Raw genomic sequence first — 3,507 nt, 5'->3', positions numbered from 1 at the left:
GCAGCAGCTGCGCCACCGGCTTGCCGACCAGGATCGACCGGCCGACGACGATCGCGTCGAGGCCGGACAGGTTGCCCCGCGCGGCGCGCAGCAGCATGAGGCAGCCGAGCGGCGTGCAGGAGACGAGCCCCGGCAGCCCGGAGGCGAGGCGGCCCGCATTGAGCGGATGCAGCCCGTCGACGTCCTTGGCCGGGTCGATCGCATTGACGACGGCGAGCGAGTCGAGATGCGCGGGCAGGGGGAGCTGGACGAGGATGCCGTCCACCGCGTCGTCGGCGTTGAGCTCGGCGACGAGTTTCATCAGCTCTTCCTGGGTGGCGTCCTCGGGCAGCACGTGCTCGAAGCTCGCCATCCCGACCTTGCGCGCCGTCCGGCCCTTGTTGCGCACGTAGACCCCGCTCGCGGGATCGTTGCCGACGAGGACGACGGCAAGGCCCGGGGTAGTGCCCGCCGTCTCCGCCAGCGCCGCGGCCGAGGCGGTGATCCGCTCGCCGAGGCGGGCGGCGTGGGCCTTGCCGTCGATGATGCTGGCACTCATCCGCGCAGCGCCGCCAGCATCTGTCCGGTCTGGTTCGCGTCGTCGTCGATCGCCTGCTTGCCAAGGATGACGAGCCCCGGCGCCTCGGCCTCGACGGCGATCTCGTCGAAGGGATTCATGCTCATCTTGACGTTGGCGAGGTCGACGCCCGAACCATCCGCCTTCACGCGGATCTTGACGTTGAAATCGACCACCCGCTTCACCGGGACCAGTATTTTCATAGCCAACCCTTTTCGGCTCGGATCGAGGAGGTGCCGGCCTGCCGTCCCCCGGTTCATCCTGAACGGGGGAAGCGACACGCGCGGGCGTCTTGCGGGAAGGTATGCTTCACCCCCGCCATTCCCGACAGGACATTTGCGTCAAGGCCGGAACATCGCTACGACAGTTCCCGCGAGGTTCGTTCGAATGAGGCGCGTCATGGAGCCACGAGCGAAGGAAGTCCGACATCCAAGAGCGCAACGGCCACGTCCCGCGGGCCCGCGCCTGTCCGTCGGCTTCGTCCTCGCCAGGCGCTTCACCCTCTGCGCCTTCGCGAACTTCGTCGATGTCCTCCGCCTCGCCGCCGACGAGGGGGACCGCTCCCGCCCCATCCTCTGCGGCTGGTCGGTCCTCTCCGACACGATGGATCCGGTGCCTTCGAGTTGTGGCGTTCCGGTCCAGCCCGGCGAGCGCCTCGGAGACCCCAGGCGCTTCGACTACATCGTCGTGGTCGGCGGCCTGCTCGAGGAAATTCCCAACATCAGCCCCGCCTATACCCGCTTCCTCCAGCGCGCCGCCGAGGCCGATGTCCCCCTCGTCGGCCTCTGCACCGGCGCCTTCGCCCTGCACCGCGCCGGCCTGATGAACGGCTATCGCGCCTGCGTCAGCTGGTTCTGCCACGCCGACTTCCTCGAACAGTTCGACGGCCTCGAACCCGTCTCCGACCAGATATTCGTCGTCGACCGCGACCGCCTGACCTGCGCCGGCGGCGCCAGTTCCGCCCACCTCGCCGCCTACCTCGTGGAGAAACACGTCGGCCGCGCCCAGGCGAACAAGAGCCTGCACATCATGATCATCGACGATGCGCTCCTGGCCGAGAAGGCCCAGCCCGGCATCCCGCTGGAACTCAAGACCGAGGATCCGATGGTGAAGCGGGCGCTCCTGCTCATGCAGCAGCGCATAGATACGCCGCTTTCGGTCACCGAGATCGCGCGCCAGATGGGGAGCAGCAAGCGCCAGCTCGAACGCCACTTCCGCGCCGCGCTCGATACCTCGCCGCGGGCGGCTTTCCTCGACATCCGCCTGTCGTTCGCGCGCCACCTCCTCGAAGCGACGGACAAGTCGATCTCCACGGTCGCCGTCGAGTGCGGCTTCTGCGATTCATCGCATCTCAGCCGGATGTTCCGCCAGCGCTACGACCGCACGCCGTCCGAGATGCGAAACGCGCCCCCCGGAGAGGGGACGCTGGTGCTTCACGCCTGAAGGCCCCGGACTCAGGCGACCTGCCGGAGCGATTTTGCGCCCTTGCCGGACAGGCGCGGAACGCCACTGGCGGGAGGGCGCGATCACGAACTTCGACGGCATCGCCGCCGCCGCGCACTTCTCCCAATACGCCGTCACCGCCGGCTCCCGCGCGCCGCTCCCGTCCATCGAGGTGAGGCCCGGCCGGTCCGGCTAGGTCCGGCAGAGCTCGGGAGGCGCGCCGGCGCAGTGACCCTGGCTGGCTGGGGGACGCGAGGCTTCCATCCCTGCGACATTTCCTGGACGCAAAGCTGTCGGCGAAAGGTGTCAGCTTCCGCCCTGACCGCGCATCTTCCGGAACGTGTTCGGTGTCGTACCCTCGGCGATGCGGAACACCCTGATCATGTGCGGCAGGTCGCAGAACCCGGTCTCGGCCGCGATCCGGGTGGCGGGCCACCTGGTCGTGACCAGCAGGTGCTTGGCCTGTTCGATCCGGATCAGTCGATCCGCCTCGAGCGGCGCCATGCCCAGGGCATCGCGGAAGTGCCGTTCGAGCTTGCGCCGGCTGACCCCGAGCCGCGCCACCACCCGACCGATCGACAGCGGCGCGTCGATCGACTGCTGCATGAGAAGCAGCGTGCGCCGCACCAGCGCGTCGTCGGTGGCGAGCGCCAGCGGCATCCCCGGCTGGGGCTCCTCGGCCGCCGCCTCGTCGAGGATCATGATGCGCAGGCTCTTGCTCGCCCGCGCGCGGCCGAGGTGGCGCTCGACGATGAAGGCGGCGAGATGGGCCGCCGACACCCCGCCCGAGCAGGTGAGCCTGTCGCGGTCGATGACGAAGATCTGGTCGGAGACCGGCTTAAGCCCGTCGAAGCGCTCGAGAAAGTCCTCGTGGTGGAACCAGCTGACGCAGGCGCGGTAGCCCTGCATCAACCCCGCCCGGTGCAGGGCGAACGTGCCGGTGCAGACCCCGACCAGCGGTACGCCCGCCGCCGCCGCCCGTTCGAGAAACCGCGCCGTGTCCGGATGCAGGTGCTCGATCTCGTCGACCAGTCCCCCGACCACCACGAGATAGTCGAAACGCGTCGGATCCCCGAGCCGCTCCTCCGGCTGCACGACGATGCCCGAACTCGACGCGATCGGCTCCATCGTCGGCGACAGCACCCGCCAGGCGCAGAGGATCGGCCGCGAGCGGTCGCCCTCGTCGGCGGCGAGGCGCAGCACGTCGACGAAATTGCCGAGCGCGCAGAGTGTGAAGCGCCGCGCCAGGATGAAGCCGACGTTGAGCTGGGCCAAAGGGCACCTCCGTCGCCAGCTTACAACGGATCTGGCGCAATGATACAGGCCGGGCCGACCGGGATCGGCTATAGGGGCGCAACGGATAGTGGGGAGCCCGAAACCGATGACGCATTTTTCCTTCGCCCAGGTGGTCAAGGGCGCGCTGACGGGTCAGAGGAACTGGACGGCGCAGTGGCCGGATCGCGAGCCGAAGGCGTCCTACGACGTGATCATCGTCGGGGCGGGGGGCC

The 3,507-nt window shown here is 68.9% G+C and carries 3 protein-coding genes and 2 pseudogenes; 2 read left to right on the top strand and 3 right to left on the bottom strand.

The genetic code is table 11. The annotated features are described in order from the left end of the window. Together KBB57_RS19895 and KBB57_RS19890 are read right to left on the bottom strand one after the other, a co-directional pair. Positions 1 to 538: tetrahydrofolate dehydrogenase/cyclohydrolase catalytic domain-containing protein (locus KBB57_RS19895; protein ID WP_290754099.1), on the bottom strand; the 538-nt coding region annotated here is incomplete at its 3' end. Further along, positions 538 to 759: pseudogene (locus KBB57_RS19890) on the bottom strand (hypothetical protein); the annotation flags it as partial. The gene KBB57_RS19895 and the pseudogene KBB57_RS19890, both read right to left, overlap by 1 nt. Positions 760 to 955: 196 nt before the next feature. On the opposite strand from KBB57_RS19890, the gene KBB57_RS19885 reads away from it, so the two are divergent. Beyond that, a complete protein-coding gene (locus KBB57_RS19885) occupies positions 956 to 1,999 on the top strand; it encodes a GlxA family transcriptional regulator (RefSeq protein ID WP_290754096.1) in 1,044 nt (347 codons plus the stop codon). A gap of 306 nt (positions 2,000 to 2,305) precedes the next feature. Here KBB57_RS19885 and KBB57_RS19880 read toward each other — a convergent pair whose 3' ends face one another. Beyond that, positions 2,306 to 3,274, bottom strand: a complete 969-nt coding sequence (locus KBB57_RS19880) for a GlxA family transcriptional regulator (protein ID WP_290754093.1) — start codon at positions 3,272 to 3,274, stop codon at positions 2,306 to 2,308. A 106-nt stretch (positions 3,275 to 3,380) separates the two neighbouring features. Here KBB57_RS19880 and KBB57_RS20175 point away from each other — a divergent pair. After that, positions 3,381 to 3,507: pseudogene (locus KBB57_RS20175) on the top strand (sarcosine oxidase subunit beta); the annotation flags it as partial.

It is taken from the genome of Amaricoccus sp., from assembly GCF_017993425.1.
Classification (GTDB): domain Bacteria; phylum Pseudomonadota; class Alphaproteobacteria; order Rhodobacterales; family Rhodobacteraceae; genus Amaricoccus.
The sequence above is the reverse complement of the archived record's forward strand: the minus strand, read 5'-3'. Positions and strand labels throughout refer to the sequence as shown.